Raw genomic sequence first — 15,415 nt, forward strand, 5'->3', positions numbered from 1 at the left:
ATATAAAACTCAGGTCATTATGGGCGGGAATAAAGCAAGCTAGATTGTTTTGCAATTGTTAAACATTAGCTTTTTTTGTTCCCTATTATTGCCTTGTTGTTAATGTGGTGGCAGTCGAATCCGGTCGTCAGTGCAAAACTGGAACATGACCGATAATTCGGGGACTTCCAACGGAAGCTTTGTCTTAAAACTTAAAATAGCCGTGCCAATAATCGGTGAGGAAACATCATGATTGCTGAGCATGTGGTAGACCTATCGCGGTTCCAATTCGCTGCGACGGCCCTTTATCACTTCCTGTTTGTGCCCCTGACGCTCGGAATGGCCTTCATTCTGGCGATCATGGAGTCTGTCTATGTGATGACCAACAACCCTGTCTACCGGGACATGACCAAGTTCTGGGGCAAGTTGTTCGGTATCAACTTTGCCCTCGGGGTCACCACAGGGCTGACTATGGAGTTCCAGTTTGGTACCAACTGGGCCTACTACTCCCACTATGTCGGCGATATCTTCGGGGCCCCGCTGGCCATCGAAGGTCTGATGGCCTTCTTCCTGGAGTCAACCTTCGTCGGTATGTTTTTCTTCGGCTGGGATCGGCTCTCCAAGCGTCAGCACCTGGCTGCGACCTGGTTGATGGCGCTGGGTACAAACCTCTCCGCGCTCTGGATCCTGGTCGCCAACGGCTGGATGCAGAACCCGGTCGGTGCCGAGTTCAACTTCGAAACCATGCGCATGGAGATGGTGAGCTTCGCCGATCTGGTGTTCAACCCGGTTGCCCAGGTGAAGTTCGTCCACACTGTGGCGGCAGGCTATACCACAGGCGCCATGTTCGTACTGGGTATCTCCTCCTACTACCTGCTCAAGCATCGTGACGTGGCCTTCGCCCGTCGCTCCTTCGCCATCGCGGCCGCATTCGGCATGGCGTCCATCCTCTCCGTGCTGATCCTCGGTGACGAGTCCGGCTACGAGACGGGTGAAGTGCAGAAGGTGAAACTGGCGGCCATCGAGGCCGAGTGGAACACCGAGCCTGCGCCTGCCTCCTTTACCCTGTTCGGCATCCCGAACCAGGAAGAGATGCGCACCGACTACGCCATCAAGATCCCTTATGCCCTTGGCATCATCGCCACCCGTTCGCTGGACGGCCAGGTGACCGGTCTCAAGGATCTGAAGAGCGAGCACGAGCTGCGTGTGCGCAACGGCATGAACGCCTACGAGCTGCTGACCAAGCTGCAGTCCGGCGACAAGTCTGACGATACCCGCGCCCGCTTCGACGAAGTGAAGCAGGACCTTGGTTACGGTCTGCTGCTCAAGCGTTATACCTCCAACGTGACCGATGCCACCGACGAGCAGATCAAGGCCGCCGTGGATGACTCCATCCCGCAAGTGCTGCCGCTGTTCTTCGCCTTCCGCATCATGGTTGCCTGCGGCATGCTGATGTTGGTGCTGATTGGCCTGGCCTTCTATGACAGTACCCGTCACAAGATCGGCGAGCGCAAGTGGCTGCTCAAGGCGCTGCTGTACGGCATCCCGCTGCCCTGGATCGCCATCGAGTGTGGCTGGTTCGTCGCGGAATACGGTCGTCAGCCCTGGACCATCGCCGAAGTGTTGCCGACCTCGGTCTCGGCCTCCAACGTGCCGGCCTCCGAGATCTGGTTCTCCCTTATCGGGATCTGCCTGTTCTACACCGTACTGCTGATCATCGAGATGTACCTGATGTTCAAGTACGCGCGTCTGGGCCCAAGCAGCCTGAAGACCGGCAAGTACCACTTCGAACAGAGCAAGGCATAAGGAGAGCAACCCATGTTTGATTACGAAATGTTGCGCCTGGTCTGGTGGGTGCTGGTCGGCGTCCTGCTGATTGGCTTCGCCATCACCGACGGCTTCGATATGGGGGTGGGCGCACTGCTCCCCTTCGTCGGCAAGAAAGATGTTGAGCGTCGGGTGATGCTCAACACCATGGGCCCGCACTGGGAAGGGAACCAGGTCTGGCTGGTGACCGCCGGTGGTGCCCTGTTTGCAGCCTGGCCCATGGTGTATGCGGCAGCCTTCTCCGGCTTCTACATCGCCATGATCCTGACCCTGATGGCACTGTTCTTCCGCCCGGTCGGTTTCAAGTACCGCTCCCTGCGTGAAGATGCCAAGTGGCGCAGCAACTGGGACTGGGCGCTGTTCGTCGGTAGCGCGGTACCGCCCATCGTGTTTGGCGTGGCGTTCGGCAACCTGCTGCAAGGCGTGCCGTTCGACTTCAACCAGTTCATGATGCTGACCTATCACGGCAACTTCTTCGGTCTGCTCAATCCGTTCGGCCTGCTGGCCGGTCTGGTGAGCCTGTTCATGCTGGTCACCCAGGGCGCTACCTGGCTGATGATGAAGACCGACGGTGAAGTGCTGGCCCGCTCCCGCACCGCCGCCATGATCTGCTCGCTGGTGACCCTGGTGCTGTTCGCACTGGCCGGTTTCTGGGTCAGCGGCATGGAAGGCTATGTGGTGGTCAAGGCCGCCGCGACCGATGCCGTCTCCAATCCGATGAACAAGGAAGTGGTGCGTCAGGCCGGTGCCTGGATGAACAACTACAGCCTCTATCCCTGGATGGTTGCGGCACCCGTACTGGGTCTGGCGATGAGCCTGCTGACGTCACTGTTTGCCAAGCTGAACAAGGGCTGGCTGGCGTTCACCTGCTCCTCTCTGGCGATTGCCGGCGTGATCCTGACTGCCGGCTTCTCCATGTTCCCGTTCGTGATGCCCTCAAGCCTTGAGCCGTCACTGAGCCTGACCATGTGGGATGCCACCGCTTCTCTCAACACCCTGCGGGTGATGACGGTAGCGGCCGCCATCTTCGTACCGATTGTGCTGGGTTATACCCTGTGGACCTACATCAAGATGTTCGGCCGGGTGACCAGCAAGCACATCGAAGACAACCAACAATCGCTCTACTAAGAAGGTGCCCTGATATGTGGTATTTCACCTGGATCCTGGGTCTGCTGCTGGCTTGTGCATTCGGCATCATCAATGCACTGTGGCTGGAACACACCGAGAACATGGATCGCCAGATCGATGAGAACAAGTGATCGACTCGCCCGGTTGGCCGCTCCCCTGGAGCGCCAACCCTGGCAGGGGTTGATGCTGGTAGCGGCGGCCCTGTTGGCCGTCGCTATTTTACAGGCCCCCAATCTGGTGGCCGCCAACACCAGCGAACACGGCCTCTGGCTGGCGCCCTGGCTGATGTGGGCGGTCTGTTGCGGGGTCATGCACGGGCTGGGATTCCATCCCCGCAGCCTCGTCGGTCGCGTGCTGTTTTTCCCCTGGCTCGCCTTGCCCAGTTTGTTGTACGGGCTCTGGCTGACCCAAGGCTATTTCCTTTCATAAAAAACGGGGGGAGGCAGGATTTCCCTGCTTCCCCCTGCTTCTTTCCTATTCAGCCCTGCGCTATGATAGCCCCCCATCTGACTGTCGTATGGATCACAGATTGTTATGGGGGAAGTCTCTGAGTTTCCGGTGCGTGTCTACTACGAAGACACCGATGCCGGGGGCATCGTCTACAACGCCAATTATCTCAAGTTTATGGAACGTGCTCGCACCGAGTTCCTGCGTGCTGGCGGCATCGAACAGGATGTCCTGCTGGGCGCCGGGTACGCGTTTGTGGTGAGTCGAACAGAGATCGATTTCCGCTCGGCGGCCCGTTTTAATGAGCTTTTGACTGTATTGACGCAAGTGACCGAAGTGAAACGCGCCTCCATGCGCTTCTCACAACGGATACTGGCGGCTGATGGACGACTGATCACCCAGGCCATGGTACAGATAGCCTGTGTCAGTCATCCGCATATGAAACCTGTTGCAATACCTGAAAATGTGAAGGGAGTGCTGTTAAGTGCACGCTGAAATTTCGTTTATTGGCCTGTTTTGGCAAGCCAGCCTATTGGTAAAACTGGTCATGATGACCCTGATGGGCATGTCGGTCGTCTCTTGGGCGCTGATCATCCAGCGCTCCAAGGCCATCAAGGCAGCCAATATCGCATCTGAGCAGTTTGAAGACAGATTCTGGTCCGGGGTCGACCTCAACCGTCTCTACCAGGAGTCCTCTTCCCGCCGCGACGACATCGAAGGCATGGAAGATATCTTCTACTCCGGCTTCAAGGAGTATGCCCGTCTGCTCAAGGCCGGCGCCCGTGGTCAGGATGCGGTGATGGACGGTACCTACCGTGCCATGCGCGTTTCCCTCTCCCGCGCGGTGGACGATCTCGAGTCCAACCTGCCGATCCTGGCGACCATCGGCTCCATCAGCCCCTATATCGGTCTGTTTGGTACCGTCTGGGGGATCATGAACGCCTTTATCGCCCTGGGTCAGGTGCAGCAGGCTACCCTGCAGATGGTGGCCCCCGGTATCGCGGAGGCGCTGATCGCCACCGCCATGGGTCTGTTTGCCGCCATCCCGGCCGTTATCTTCTACAACCGCTTCTCCAACAAGGTCGAGCGGCTGGAGAACGCCTACGCCAACTTCATGGACGAGTTCACCACCATTCTGAACCGTCAAATTGCTCAGCAGCAGGGTGATCAGTAATGCAAACCTATCAGCGGATCCGGCGCAAGAAGGTGGCCGAGATCAACGTGGTTCCCTATATCGACGTCATGCTGGTGCTGCTTATCATCTTCATGGCGGTGACGCCCGTGATCACGCAAGGGGTCAAGGTTGACCTGCCGCAGGCGGAATCCGAGCAGCTGCCGGAAGATGCCAAGCCGCCCTTCATCGCCAGCGTCAATACCGAAGGCGAGTACGTCATCAAGGCCGGTGAGGCCGAAGACGAACCCGTGCCGAGCGGGACGCCCGAGGCGATGCAGCAGTACATCACCGAGAAGGCCATGGGTTACCTGGCCATCAACCAGAACGCCCCCGTGGTAGTGGCCGGTGACAAGTCGGTGCGCTACGAAGAGGTGATCCTGCTGATGGTGGCCCTCAAGAAAGCCGGTGTGCCTCAGGTCGGCCTGATGACAGATCCGGTGAACTGACGGAGATGGATGTGAAGCGTGGTATTTCCGGTTATCTCATCGCGTCGCTTCTGCTGCACCTGATCATCGGCATCATCCTGTTTGTCGGGCTCGACTTCAGCAAGCCGAAGCGACCCGAGTCGAAGGGGCAGATCGTCAATGCCGTCATGCTCGACGAGAACTTCCTCAACGAGCAGGCCAAGCAGATCCAGCAGCAGAAGGCTCAGCCCAAGCCGCAGAAGGTAGAGAAAGAGAAGGATAAGGAAGACACGGACATCGCCAAGCGCGAGCTGGCCCAGCAGCAGGAACGGTTGCGGATTGCAGAGGCCAAGCGCAAGGAGGCCGAGGAGGCCACCCGCAAGGCCGAAGTAGAGAAGCAGAAGAAGCAGGCCGAGCAGAAGCAGGCGGAAGAGAAGGCCCAGAAAGCCGAGGAAGCCCGCAAGCTCGAAGAGCAGAAGGCCAAGAAGGCGGAGGCCGAGCGCAAGGCCGCGGAAGAGGAGAGCAAGGCGCTGGCGCTGAAGAAGAAAAAGGAACAAGAGAAGAAAGAGGCCGAAGAGAAGGCCAAGGCTGAAGAGGCCAAGGCCAAGAAAGCGGAGGCCGAGAAGAAAGCCAAAGCCGAAGCCGAGAAAAAAGCGAAGGCAGAAGCGGACAAGAAAGCCAAGGCGGAGGCCGAGCAGAAGGCCAAGGCTGAAGCCGAGAAGAAAGCCAAGGAAGAGGCAGCCAAGAAGGCAAAAGCTGACGCAGAGAAGAAAGCCAAGGCAGAGGCCGACAAGCAGGCCAAGATCGCGGCTGAACGCAAGCGCAAAGCGGCCGAGGAGGCCAAGCTGCAAAAAGAGATGGAAGACATGATGCAGCAGCAGCTGGCGGCTGAGGCCAATGCCCGCAGTCAGGCGGCATCGGCGGCGGCCAAGGGTGAAGTCGACAAATATGCGGCGCTTATCAAGGCGACTGTTGAGCGATATATGATTTTGGATCCCACCATGCGGGGCAAAACATGTACTATCGGCGTACGTCTTGCGAGCACCGGCTTTGTCATCTCGGTAGATAACGGCCAGGGTGACCCGGCGGTATGTCGTTCCGGCAAAGCAGCCGTACTGAAGGCCAATCAGTTGCCGGTACCCAAGGATCCTGCGGCATTCGAGATGTTGAAGGAGTTCAACCTCAAGCTGGAACCTAACATCTAGCACTGATGGCGAGGGGATCGAGTAAGGTGGTTGGCAGCGTCTTGCCGAGAAAGGAAGTTAATCTCTCATTATTTTGGAACCGAGTGTTTAAGCCATGATAAGAAAAGTGTTTTTTGCTTTGGTTGGCTGTTTGTTGCTGGGTCAGAGCGCCCAGGCGGCCTTGGACATCGTCATCACCGGCGGTATCGACAGTGCACGACCGATCGCCGTCGCCCCCTTCAAGTGGGAAGGCAATGGCCAGCTGCCGCAGGACATCGCGGAAGTGGTCTCCAACGACCTGATGCGCAGCGGCAAGTTCAGACCGCTGGCCCGTGGCCAGATGCCGCAGACGCCGAGCACCAGCAGTGAAATCAACTTCGCACCCTGGGCCTCCCAAGGCGTCGAAGCCGTGGTGGTCGGTTCCATCGCCGCCGTCGGCGACGGTACCTACAAGGTCAACTTCGAGCTGGTCGACGTGCTCAAGGGCCAGCTGGCCAAGACCCAGGGTGGCGAGAGCAACGGTTACATCCTGGACAGCCGCATGGCGACCATCCCGGGTGCCCAGATGCGCCAGTTTGCCCACCGCATCTCCGACATCGTCTACGAGCGGCTGACCGGCGAGCGCGGGGCTTTCCTGACCCGTCTGGCGTACGTCTCCGTGCAGCAGGGTACCCAGTTCCCGTACCAGCTGCGGATCTCCGACTACGACGGTTACAACGAGAAGACCCTGCTGCGTTCCCGCGAGCCGCTGATGTCCCCGGCCTGGTCGCCGGACGGCAGCAAGCTGGCCTACGTGAGCTTCGAGAACCAGAAATCCGAGATCTACGTGCAGGACATCTACACCCAGCAGCGCAGCCTGATCACCAGCTTCCGCGGCATCAACGGGGCGCCGGAGTGGTCTCCGGATGGTCGTCGTCTGGCTATCGTTCTCTCCAAGGATGGGTCACCGAATCTCTATGTCGTTGATGTTGCTAGCAAGCAGCTGACCCGCGTCACAACCAGCCGGGTAATCGACACCGAACCCTCCTGGATGCCGGACGGTCAAAATTTGCTGTTCACCTCTGAACGTGGTGGCAAACCCCAGATTTATAGCGTAAATTTGGCGACTGGCATGACTCGCCGGATGACCTGGGAAGGTGAATCCAACCAGGGTGCGTCCATTACTCCTGATGGCAAAATCATGGTGATGGTGACCCGGGTTCAGGGGCAATACCGTATCGCCCGTCAGGATATGGAAAACAATGCCCTGCTGGTCCTTACCCAGAGCGCGCTGGATGAGTCGCCAAGTGTGGCTCCCAATGGCAGCATGATCATTTATGCCACCATCTATCAGGGTCGTAAGAGTCTCGCGTTGGTGTCGACTGATGGTCGCTTCAAGGCTGTGCTTCCGACCAGTAGCGGTGAAATTCGTGCACCAGCTTGGTCGCCCTTCTTGAATTGATAAAAATCCAATTGTTTTTTGTTTTGTTATAAAGGTTTAAGGAAATAGCATGCAACTCAATAAACTGCTCAAGGGTTTGGCCATCGCACTGCCACTGTTCACCCTGGCCGCTTGTAGCTCCTCTTCTGATTCCGATGCCGCAGGCGCCGAATCAGGCATGACCGACGGCATGGGCGGTGTACAAACCGGTGGCGCGAACGGCATGTTGTCCCCGGAAGAGCAGATGCGTCAGAAGTTCGAAGCGCTGCAGCGTGACAACGTGATCTACTTCCCGTTCGACGGTTACGACATCCAGGGTCAATACGCCGACCTGCTGGATGCCTACGCCAGCTACCTGCGTGAGCGCCCGAGCGTCAAAGTACTGATCGAAGGCCACGCCGACGAGCGCGGTACCCCGGAGTACAACATCGCGCTGGGCGAGCGTCGTGCCAAGGCTGTTGCCAAGTATCTGCAAACCCTGGGTGTGCAGGCAGAGCAGCTCTCCATCGTCAGCTATGGCGAAGAGAAGCCGCTGGATATGTCTCACACCGAGGATGCCTTTGCCAAGAACCGCCGTGCGGTCCTGGTTTACTAAGGTTTGAATCGAACGAAGTTCGTTTATATGCAAGCGGCCATTTCGATGGCCGTTTTATTTGCACTAAACGCCAAGGTTTGATCCGAATGAAATCTGTATAAGCGAGCGACGATGGCGCTGGCCGTTTTATTTGCACTAAACGCTAAGGTTTGATCCGAATGAAATCTGTGTACAAGCAAGCTGCTGTTGCGCTGGCCGTATTGGTTGCTCTGAATGCGCAAGCGGCGGCACCGGTGAGCGATCTGAGCGGTGACTCGGGTGGCGGGGTTGTCCTAAGCGGCAACAACGGCGCCATCGTGCCCACCGGCAGCCTGGAAGACAGGGTTGCCCTGCTGGAGCGCACGCTCAACGCCCGTCTGCGCCTGCAGGCCGATTTGCAGCAACAGGTGGATGCCCTGCAAGGGGAGGTCTCCGAGCTGCGTGGCCAGCTGGAGCAGCAGACCTACCAGATGGAACAGTCGCAGGAGCGTCAGCGCCAGCTCTATCAGGAGCTCGACAAGGTGGCCAACAGCCAGCCTGCCGCTACACCAGCAGCCCCGGCAGCCGCCGCTGCGAGCGCGACGCCGGCCACCGCGGCCAACTACTCCACCAACCAGAACGAGAATCAGGCCTATGATGCGGCCGTGAACATGGTGCTCAAGGAGAAGAACTACGACAAGGCAATTCCGGCCTTCGAAGGGTTCATCAAGCAGTTCCCGAGCTCCAGCTATGTTCCCAACGCCCATTACTGGCTGGGTCAGCTGCTGTTCAACAAGGGGGATCGGACCGGCGCTGCCGCCCAGTTCACCACTGTGGCCACCAAGTTCAGCAAGTCTCCCAAACGAGCAGACGCCCTGTTGAAGCTGGGCATGCTGGCACAACTGGATGGCAAGAAGGCGGAAGCGAAGAACTTCTATGAGCAGGTGATCAAGGGGTATCCCAACACCTCGCCGGCCCAGCTGGCCAAGCAGAGTTTGAGCAAGCTGTAACTTTGCCGCATGTCACTGTTTTCGTAACAGTCTTGTAAATACAGCCTCGCTTTGTATGCGCAGTGAACAAACAGATGGAATTTAAGATTTTTCTGTTGCGCCAGGATGATAAATCCGTAATATAGGCCGCCGTCAGAGCCGGTGCAGCATTGCAGTTGGTCCTGGTCGTGGTGAGGGTCGTTAGCTCAGTCGGTAGAGCAGTTGACTTTTAATCAATTGGTCGCTGGTTCGAATCCAGCACGACCCACCATCATTTCAGAATCCCAGGTCGTTTAGCTCAGCTGGGAGAGCACCTCCCTTACAAGGAGGGGGTCACTGGTTCGATCCCAGTAACGACCACCAGTTTGTAAAAAATGATTTAGATGGGTCGTTAGCTCAGTCGGTAGAGCAGTTGACTTTTAATCAATTGGTCGCTGGTTCGAATCCAGCACGACCCACCATCATTTCAGAATCCTAGGTCGTTTAGCTCAGCTGGGAGAGCACCTCCCTTACAAGGAGGGGGTCACTGGTTCGATCCCAGTAACGACCACCAAGTTTGTAAAAAATGATTTAGATGGGTCGTTAGCTCAGTCGGTAGAGCAGTTGACTTTTAATCAATTGGTCGCTGGTTCGAATCCAGCACGACCCACCATCATTTCAGAATCCCAGGTCGTTTAGCTCAGCTGGGAGAGCACCTCCCTTACAAGGAGGGGGTCACTGGTTCGATCCCAGTAACGACCACCAGATTGAAAAGCCCGCAGCAATGCGGGCTTTTTTTATGGCTGTTCGGCGTCAGGTTCTCAGCCGCTCGAGCTGGTTGGCCAGCGCCGTCGCGGCCTGTTCCAGCTGCTCGCTCAGGCGGTGGCTGGCATTGGCCTCCTGTCCCAGAGTGGTGGCAGCATCGCCGATCCGCATCAGGTTCTGGTTGATGGTGTCGCTGACGGCGCTCTGCTGCTCGGCCGCCGTGGCCACCTGGCTGATGTGGTCGTGGATCTGCTGGATCTGGGTGACCACCTGGTTGAGGGCTTCAAACGCCTGCTCCGTCCCTTCTACCGTGCTGGCCGAACGGGCGATGCCGGTACTCATCAACTGCTGGCTGCTGCTGACTTCGGTCTGCAGGCTGCCGATGAGCTGACCTATCTCGTCGGTGGACTCCCGGGTCTTGTTGGCCAGGGCCCGCACTTCATCTGCCACCACGGCAAAACCGCGCCCCATGTCGCCGGCCCTGGCCGCCTCGATGGCTGCATTGAGCGCCAGCAGGTTGGTCTGTTCGGCGATGGCCCTGATCACGTCGAGAATGCGGCTGATGTTGGTGCTGCGCTGGGCAACCTGGGCGACCGCCTTGTCGGCCTGATGCATGTCCTCGACCAGGGTGTGGATCTCGTTGCGGGCCCGGCTCAGGGTCTGCTGGGCCGTGCTTATGTGGTGGGTCGCCGTCTCAGACTCCTGGGCTGCCTGCTCCGCATAACCCGCCACGCTGACCGCCGTGGTGCTCATCTGATGCATGGCGCTGACCACGCTCTCCAGCTCCAGGCTTTGCTCATCCAGGTTGCTGCGCATGGTGTCGGCCGTCTGCTTCATGCCGCTGGCCTGCTGGTAAACCTGCTGGCCGATCTGCTTGCTGCCCTGCACCATGCCGCGCAGCTTGCCGAGGAAGGCGTTGAGGTGGCCACCCAGTTCGATCAGCTCCTGGTGGGTGTCTATCTTCATCTGCTGGGTCAGGTCTCCCTCGTGACTGGCGAGGTGAGACACATGGCGGCTGATGAGGGAGAGGGGGGCCGTGATGCTCTGGATGAACCAGATGAGCAACGCCAGCGCCAGCAGGGTGACGACGACGATGGCGATCAACTGCTGCTGCTGGGTGGCTTGCAGCAGGTCGCCCAGCTGGTTGCTGATGGTGTTGGCCTGGCTGAGGGCCAGCGCCTTGGGCACCTTGATCATCAGCCACCACTGGCTGTCGGCGGCATCGATTCTGACCGGTTGCTGCAGGATGAAATCACTCTCCGTGCTCTGTGCCTGGCCGGTAGGGGCAGTGAGGCCGGCTTCCGTCAACGGCCGTCCCAGCTTGTCGGCGTGGCGGTTGCTGCCGACGATGAGCCCCATCTTGCTGACCAGGGTAACCTCGGTCTGGTTGTCGTAGAGGCTCTTGCCGAGGCTCTCGGCCAGTTGCTGGAAGATGGGGAGGTTCATGTCGACGCCGGTGATGCCGACAAATTTGCCCGCCTTCAGGATGGGCACCGTCAGGCTGGTCATCAGCATCTGGTTGCCCGGGCTGATTTCGTAGAGATAGGGCTCCATCAGGCAGGGGCGCAGGGTGTCGCGGCCGCACAGGTACCACTCGCTGTTGCGAATACCGAACTCGTTGAGCGAGGTGTCGTATTTGGCGGCACTGCTGGCGGCATCCACCGGCTGCTGGGTGATCTGGCCCCCCTGATCCCGGGTAAAGTAAATCTCCAGGCTGCCCTTGCTGGCGACGGAGTGGGAGGCGCCAGCCATCCAGCTGGCATCCTGACCGTCATACCCGTCGGGTTCAAACTGGGCGTAGATGGAGCTGATGCCGCCAGCCTGCTGCAGACGGCTGCGAAGCAGCATCTCGACCTGGGGGCGGCTCAGCAACCCGTCAGGCTGCGCCATGCTGCCTTCCAGCTGGGCCGCCATGCCCAGCGGTACCTGATAGGACTGCTGCAGCAGGGCGGCTATCTGCACCGCATAGCGTTCGGCCTGGAACTGCAGGGTTCGGGATACCTCCTGCTCCAGCGCCTGGCGGGTCTGGCTCACTATGTCGTTGCGCAGGGAGTTCAGCGAGGAGGATTGCATCAGGGTCATGGCGAGGCCGCTGGCGATAAACAGACCCATGGTGAGCAGCAGCAGCTTGGTCTTGAGTGAACGTTGTTTCATCCGACAACTCCTTTGGCAAGAATGACAACGAATGAGATGAGTATATTCGGACGCTTGCACGGCACCCGATTTGTTGATGGGTTTGTGCACGGCTTCTGGTTATAATTTTTGCCTTTCCAAGCGTTGATGGAACAGTCGCAATGAGCAATGCACTGAACAATGTCCCGCCGGTAGTCGAGATGGACTATCCGTTTCCGGCCAAGCCCCTTCCCCTGAGCGCCGAGCAGAAGACGACCCTGATCGCAGACATCAAGGCACTGCTCAAGGAGCGCAAGGCGGTGCTGGTCGCCCACTACTACACGGATCCCGAGATCCAGGCGCTGGCGGAGGAGACCGGCGGTTTCGTCGGTGACTCCCTCGAGATGGCCCGCTTTGGTCGCGATCATGAGGCGCAGACCCTGATCGTCGCCGGGGTGCGTTTCATGGGGGAGACCTCCAAGATCCTGAGCCCCCACAAGCGGGTGCTGATGCCGACCCTGGAGGCCGAGTGTTCCCTCGATCTGGGTTGCCCCATCGAGCAGTTCTCCGCCTTCTGTGACGCCCATCCCGATCACATCGTGGTGGTCTATGCCAACACCTCCGCGGCGGTCAAGGCGCGGGCGGACTGGGTGGTCACCTCCAGCATCGCGCTGGAGATCGTCGAGCATCTGGACAGCCAGGGTCACAAGATCATCTGGGGCCCGGACCGTCACCTGGGAGCCTATATCGAGAAGAAGACGGGGGCCGAGATGCTGCGCTGGCAGGGCCACTGCATCGTCCACGACGAGTTCAAGGCCCGCGCCCTGCGCGAGCTGAAGGAGCAGAATCCGGATGCCGCCGTGCTGGTGCACCCGGAATCGCCCGCCTCGGTGATCGAACTGGCCGATGCGGTGGGCTCTACCAGCCAGCTGATCAAGGCGGCCAGGGAGCTGCCCCAGCAGAAGCTCATCGTGGCGACCGATCGCGGCATCTTCTACAAGATGCAGCAGGCCTGCCCGGAGAAGGAGATGGTGGAAGCGCCGACCGGTGGCGATGGTGCCACCTGCCGCAGCTGTGCCCACTGTCCCTGGATGGCGATGAACGGCCTGGTGGCCATCAAGGAGGCCCTCACCGATGGCGCCGAGCGTCACGAGATCCATGTGGACGAGGATCTGCGGGTGAAGGCCTTGATCCCGCTCGACCGCATGCTCAACTTCGCCGCCGAGCTCAAGCTCAAGACTCAGGGCAATGCCTGAGTGGGATAGGTGATGAGAGGTAGAGAGGGCTCCCGCGGGAGCCCTCTTTATTTATCTGAACCTCATCCGGCTTAGATAATCACGGTGGAGAAGCTGTGCTCTTCATCCGGCGCGACGGTCACGCCTGCCTCGCTGGCGATGGCCGCCTCGACACACAGCATGGTGCGATAGCCGTCATCGCTCATGTCGGCCATGGCGATCGCCCCTTCCAGCCAGGGGGTCCAGACCACCATGCTGTCGTGGTTGCCACTGACTACCCGGGTCTGACGCTCGCCATCCTGAATGCTGACCTGGGCGTCTGGCTGCCAGTAGACCCTATCCAGTGGCCCGTTCAGGGTCAGGGCGCCCTGCTGCTGGCCATCCTGGCCGGTCAGCTTGTCGGCATAAGGCTCGCCAAGGCCGCTAACGCTCACTGCCTCCGGTGAGCTTATCTGCAGGTAGGTGTGCAGGGCACCGCTGTAGACGAGGGGCTCTTTACCTGTGTTGCGGGTAGTCAGTACCAGGGCCAGCTCCTTGCCCACCAGTACGTCCAGCTCCAGCTCGAAGGCGTGGGGCCAGAGCTGACGAGTGGTCTCGTTGTCGCGCAGAGACAGATGGACGAGCGTACCGTCGCCGTGATCGGAGACGCCGTCCAGCGTCCACAGGCTGGTGCGGGCAAAACCGTGGGAGGGTTTGCCGCTGCCGACGCGGGCCGGTGCCGGGCCAAACCAGGGCCAGCAGAGAGGAATACCGCCGCGAATGGGTTTGCTGCCATCCAGCACTGCCTTGTCGCTGAGCCAGATGGAGGCGGGTTCGTCGTGACGCTGGTAGCTGAGCACGTGGGCGCCAAACAGGCTGATTTCTGCCTTGGCGTAGCCATTGTCGACGGTCAGCAGGGGTTGGCCAGCCGGGTGGTGGCTGAGGGTACAGTGGGCAGTCAGAGAGCGTGTCGGTTGCATGAGGACTCCTGTGCTCGCGCACATTCAGAAGAGAGGGGTGGAATAATCCCGGTCCAGAATACAAAAAGGCGGCCCATGGCCGCCTTTTTCAAGCTACTTGATTGCTTATCCCAAATTACTTGGAGATGTGAGCGATCAGGTCCAGAACCTTGCTGGAGTAGCCCATTTCGTTGTCGTACCAGGATACAACTTTAACGAACTTGTCGGTCAGCTGGATACCAGCCTTGGCGTCGAACACGGAGGTCTGACGCTCGCCCAGGAAGTCGGTGGAAACCACTTCGTCTTCGGTGTAGCCCAGCACGCCCTTCATGGCGCCTTCGGAAGCAGCTTTCATCGCTTCGCAGATTTCTGCGTAGGTGGCAGCTTTCTTCAGGTTGACGGTCAGGTCAACTACGGATACGTCCGGAGTCGGAACACGGAAAGCCATACCGGTCAGCAGGCCTTTCAGTTCCGGGATAACTACGCCAACAGCCTTGGCAGCACCGGTAGAGGACGGGATGATGTTCTGAGCCGCGCCGCGGCCACCGCGCCAGTCTTTGGCAGACGGACCATCAACGGTCTTCTGGGTAGCAGTGGTAGCGTGAACTGTGGTCATCAGACCGGATTCGATACCGAAGGTGTCGTTCAGTACTTTGGCGATCGGAGCCAGGCAGTTGGTGGTGCAGGAAGCGTTGGAAACGATGTCCTGGCCAGCGTAGGTAGCGTGGTTAACGCCCATTACGAACATCGGGGTAGCGTCTTTGGACGGACCGGTCAGTACAACTTTCTTGGCGCCGGCAGCGATGTGCTTGCGAGCGGTCTCGTCGGTCAGGAACAGACCGGTAGCTTCGGCAACAACGTCAACACCGATGGCATCCCATTTCAGGTTGGCCGGGTCACGTTCAGCGGTAACACGTACGGTTTTGCCGTTGACAACCAGGTTGCCGTCTTTGACTTCAACGGTGCCCTTGAAGCGGCCGTGAGTGGAGTCGTACTTCAGCATGTAAGCCATGTAGTCAACGTCGATCAGATCGTTGATACCAACAACTTCGATGTCGTTGCGCTCGCAAGCCAGACGGAAGACGAAGCGACCGATGCGGCCAAAACCGTTAATACCTACTTTGATAGTCATAATTGGTTACCTAACTGTTCAGTAGTCAAAGAAAATTCCGCTTGTAAATTTACTAGAACTCCCCCGCGAGTCAACCAACAATCTGTCTGAAATTGCGCTATATCATGAAAAACTGTGAAATTTATTTTCTGTTTATGTAACTGACTACC

The 15,415-nt window shown here is 58.8% G+C and carries 15 protein-coding genes and 6 tRNA genes; 18 read left to right on the top strand and 3 right to left on the bottom strand.

Annotated features, from left to right (window positions below; translation table 11 throughout):
* The first annotated feature begins 228 nt into the window (after positions 1-228).
* The 17 genes from cydA (at position 229) to CAK78_RS01370 (ending at position 9,849) form a co-directional block, all read left to right on the top strand.
* The gene (gene cydA, locus CAK78_RS01290) at positions 229-1,785 is read left to right on the top strand and encodes a cytochrome ubiquinol oxidase subunit I (RefSeq protein ID WP_043171420.1); all 1,557 of its coding nucleotides are present in this window, start codon (positions 229-231) and stop codon (positions 1,783-1,785) included.
* 12 nt (positions 1,786-1,797) lie between these two features.
* On the top strand, positions 1,798-2,934 hold the full coding sequence (gene cydB, locus CAK78_RS01295) for a cytochrome d ubiquinol oxidase subunit II (RefSeq protein ID WP_005304945.1): 1,137 nt from the start codon (positions 1,798-1,800) through the stop codon (positions 2,932-2,934).
* A 14-nt stretch (positions 2,935-2,948) separates the two neighbouring features.
* Positions 2,949-3,065, top strand: coding sequence for a cytochrome bd-I oxidase subunit CydX (gene cydX / locus CAK78_RS01300; RefSeq protein WP_005304933.1), 117 nt, complete (start codon positions 2,949-2,951; stop codon positions 3,063-3,065).
* Positions 3,052-3,363 (top strand): cyd operon YbgE family protein, encoded by a 312-nt coding sequence (locus CAK78_RS01305; protein WP_041203624.1) that lies wholly within the window; start codon positions 3,052-3,054, stop codon positions 3,361-3,363. The genes cydX and CAK78_RS01305 overlap by 14 nt, the downstream gene beginning before the upstream one ends.
* 105 nt (positions 3,364-3,468) lie before the next feature.
* Positions 3,469-3,876, top strand: coding sequence for a tol-pal system-associated acyl-CoA thioesterase (gene ybgC / locus CAK78_RS01310; protein WP_005304924.1), 408 nt, complete (start codon positions 3,469-3,471; stop codon positions 3,874-3,876).
* The gene (gene tolQ / locus CAK78_RS01315; RefSeq protein WP_005304921.1) at positions 3,866-4,555 is read left to right on the top strand and encodes a protein TolQ; all 690 of its coding nucleotides are present in this window, start codon (positions 3,866-3,868) and stop codon (positions 4,553-4,555) included. Before ybgC ends, tolQ begins: the two co-directional genes overlap by 11 nt.
* A complete protein-coding gene (gene tolR / locus CAK78_RS01320; protein ID WP_094696117.1) occupies positions 4,555-5,001 on the top strand; it encodes a protein TolR in 447 nt (148 codons plus the stop codon). The genes tolQ and tolR overlap by 1 nt, the downstream gene beginning before the upstream one ends.
* A 5-nt stretch (positions 5,002-5,006) precedes the next feature.
* The gene (gene tolA / locus CAK78_RS01325) at positions 5,007-6,164 is read left to right on the top strand and encodes a cell envelope integrity protein TolA (RefSeq protein ID WP_017765796.1); all 1,158 of its coding nucleotides are present in this window, start codon (positions 5,007-5,009) and stop codon (positions 6,162-6,164) included.
* A gap of 94 nt (positions 6,165-6,258) precedes the next feature.
* On the top strand, positions 6,259-7,584 hold the full coding sequence (gene tolB, locus CAK78_RS01330; RefSeq protein ID WP_094696118.1) for a Tol-Pal system beta propeller repeat protein TolB: 1,326 nt from the start codon (positions 6,259-6,261) through the stop codon (positions 7,582-7,584).
* Positions 7,585-7,633: 49 nt separating this feature from the next.
* A complete protein-coding gene (pal, locus tag CAK78_RS01335; protein ID WP_094696119.1) occupies positions 7,634-8,158 on the top strand; it encodes a peptidoglycan-associated lipoprotein Pal in 525 nt (174 codons plus the stop codon).
* A 158-nt stretch (positions 8,159-8,316) separates the two neighbouring features.
* The gene (gene ybgF / locus CAK78_RS01340; RefSeq protein WP_176452632.1) at positions 8,317-9,126 is read left to right on the top strand and encodes a tol-pal system protein YbgF; all 810 of its coding nucleotides are present in this window, start codon (positions 8,317-8,319) and stop codon (positions 9,124-9,126) included.
* A 174-nt stretch (positions 9,127-9,300) separates the two neighbouring features.
* Positions 9,301-9,376: transfer RNA gene (locus tag CAK78_RS01345), tRNA-Lys, on the top strand.
* A gap of 16 nt (positions 9,377-9,392) precedes the next feature.
* Positions 9,393-9,468, top strand: a tRNA-Val gene (locus tag CAK78_RS01350).
* 22 nt (positions 9,469-9,490) lie between these two features.
* Positions 9,491-9,566 (top strand) — tRNA-Lys (locus tag CAK78_RS01355).
* A gap of 16 nt (positions 9,567-9,582) precedes the next feature.
* Positions 9,583-9,658: transfer RNA gene (locus tag CAK78_RS01360), tRNA-Val, on the top strand.
* Positions 9,659-9,681: 23 nt separating this feature from the next.
* Positions 9,682-9,757, top strand: a tRNA-Lys gene (locus tag CAK78_RS01365).
* 16 nt (positions 9,758-9,773) lie between these two features.
* Positions 9,774-9,849 (top strand) — tRNA-Val (locus CAK78_RS01370).
* Positions 9,850-9,897: 48 nt separating this feature from the next.
* Here the strand turns inward: CAK78_RS01370 and CAK78_RS01375 are convergent.
* Positions 9,898-12,003, bottom strand: a complete 2,106-nt coding sequence (locus tag CAK78_RS01375; protein WP_094696121.1) for a methyl-accepting chemotaxis protein — start codon at positions 12,001-12,003, stop codon at positions 9,898-9,900.
* A gap of 140 nt (positions 12,004-12,143) precedes the next feature.
* Here CAK78_RS01375 and nadA point away from each other — a divergent pair, with 140 nt between their 5' ends.
* Positions 12,144-13,217, top strand: coding sequence for a quinolinate synthase NadA (gene nadA / locus CAK78_RS01380; RefSeq protein WP_176452633.1), 1,074 nt, complete (start codon positions 12,144-12,146; stop codon positions 13,215-13,217).
* Between the two features lie 71 nt (positions 13,218-13,288).
* Here nadA and CAK78_RS01385 read toward each other — a convergent pair whose 3' ends face one another.
* Positions 13,289-14,155 carry a D-hexose-6-phosphate mutarotase gene (locus CAK78_RS01385; protein WP_094696122.1) on the bottom strand — a complete coding sequence of 289 codons (867 nt, stop codon included), beginning with the start codon at positions 14,153-14,155 and terminating at the stop codon, positions 13,289-13,291.
* A 115-nt stretch (positions 14,156-14,270) separates the two neighbouring features.
* Positions 14,271-15,266 carry a type I glyceraldehyde-3-phosphate dehydrogenase gene (gene gap, locus CAK78_RS01390; RefSeq protein ID WP_005304894.1) on the bottom strand — a complete coding sequence of 332 codons (996 nt, stop codon included), beginning with the start codon at positions 15,264-15,266 and terminating at the stop codon, positions 14,271-14,273.
* Positions 15,267-15,415 lie beyond the last annotated feature (149 nt).

Origin of the sequence: Aeromonas sp. A35_P (genome assembly GCF_002259925.1) — a bacterium.
Taxonomy (GTDB): Bacteria; Pseudomonadota; Gammaproteobacteria; order Enterobacterales; family Aeromonadaceae; genus Aeromonas; species Aeromonas dhakensis.

What these genes read in the sequence shown, in the direction of transcription:
- cydA (WP_043171420.1), top strand. Translation starts at nt 229, where the DNA reads ATGATTGCTGAGCATGTGGTAGACCTATCGCGGTTCCAATTCGCTGCG.
- cydB (WP_005304945.1), top strand. Translation starts at nt 1,798, where the DNA reads ATGTTTGATTACGAAATGTTGCGCCTGGTCTGGTGGGTGCTGGTCGGC.
- cydX (WP_005304933.1), top strand. Translation starts at nt 2,949, where the DNA reads ATGTGGTATTTCACCTGGATCCTGGGTCTGCTGCTGGCTTGTGCATTC.
- CAK78_RS01305 (WP_041203624.1), top strand. Translation starts at nt 3,052, where the DNA reads ATGAGAACAAGTGATCGACTCGCCCGGTTGGCCGCTCCCCTGGAGCGC.
- ybgC (WP_005304924.1), top strand. Translation starts at nt 3,469, where the DNA reads ATGGGGGAAGTCTCTGAGTTTCCGGTGCGTGTCTACTACGAAGACACC.
- tolR (WP_094696117.1), top strand. Translation starts at nt 4,555, where the DNA reads ATGCAAACCTATCAGCGGATCCGGCGCAAGAAGGTGGCCGAGATCAAC.
- tolA (WP_017765796.1), top strand. Translation starts at nt 5,007, where the DNA reads ATGGATGTGAAGCGTGGTATTTCCGGTTATCTCATCGCGTCGCTTCTG.
- tolB (WP_094696118.1), top strand. Translation starts at nt 6,259, where the DNA reads ATGATAAGAAAAGTGTTTTTTGCTTTGGTTGGCTGTTTGTTGCTGGGT.
- pal (WP_094696119.1), top strand. Translation starts at nt 7,634, where the DNA reads ATGCAACTCAATAAACTGCTCAAGGGTTTGGCCATCGCACTGCCACTG.
- ybgF (WP_176452632.1), top strand. Translation starts at nt 8,317, where the DNA reads ATGAAATCTGTGTACAAGCAAGCTGCTGTTGCGCTGGCCGTATTGGTT.
- CAK78_RS01375 (WP_094696121.1), bottom strand. Translation starts at nt 12,003, where the DNA reads ATGAAACAACGTTCACTCAAGACCAAGCTGCTGCTGCTCACCATGGGT.
- nadA (WP_176452633.1), top strand. Translation starts at nt 12,144, where the DNA reads ATGAGCAATGCACTGAACAATGTCCCGCCGGTAGTCGAGATGGACTAT.
- CAK78_RS01385 (WP_094696122.1), bottom strand. Translation starts at nt 14,155, where the DNA reads ATGCAACCGACACGCTCTCTGACTGCCCACTGTACCCTCAGCCACCAC.
- gap (WP_005304894.1), bottom strand. Translation starts at nt 15,266, where the DNA reads ATGACTATCAAAGTAGGTATTAACGGTTTTGGCCGCATCGGTCGCTTC.